This is a genomic window from Mycobacterium sp. UM_11 (genome assembly GCF_001414075.1).
Taxonomy (GTDB): Bacteria; Actinomycetota; Actinomycetes; order Mycobacteriales; family Mycobacteriaceae; genus Mycobacterium.
In genome coordinates this window covers 1-309 of sequence record NZ_LATC01000278.1, presented here as the reverse complement: position 1 = coordinate 309, position 309 = coordinate 1, and the positions used below count along the sequence as shown (strand labels likewise).

Annotated in this window: 1 protein-coding gene; it reads left to right on the top strand. The window is 71.5% G+C overall.

Annotation, left to right across the window (positions count from 1 at the left end; genetic code table 11):
* Positions 1 to 309: hypothetical protein (locus WU80_RS26245; RefSeq protein WP_197281370.1), on the top strand; the 309-nt coding region annotated here is incomplete at both ends.

The window sequence follows — 309 nt, the reverse complement described above, 5'->3', positions numbered from 1 at the left end:
AAGGCCGCCAAGGAACAACTACGCGCCCTGCCCCACCCGCTGACCTACGGACTGCTGCGCTACCTCACCAACGAGCTGACCACACCCGAGCCCACCATCGGCTTCAACTACCTCGGACGCCTCGGCGGCACGGCCGCCGCCGACCTCCCCGGCGACCTGTGGGGGGTGAGCCGCGACAGCCTGGAGATCGCCGCGGCGGCAGCCGCGGTGCCGATGCCGCTGTCGCACAGCGTCGAGCTGAACGCCGCCACCATCGACACCGACACGGGTTCGCGCCTCAACGCCACCTGGACCTGGGCGCCCTCAGCG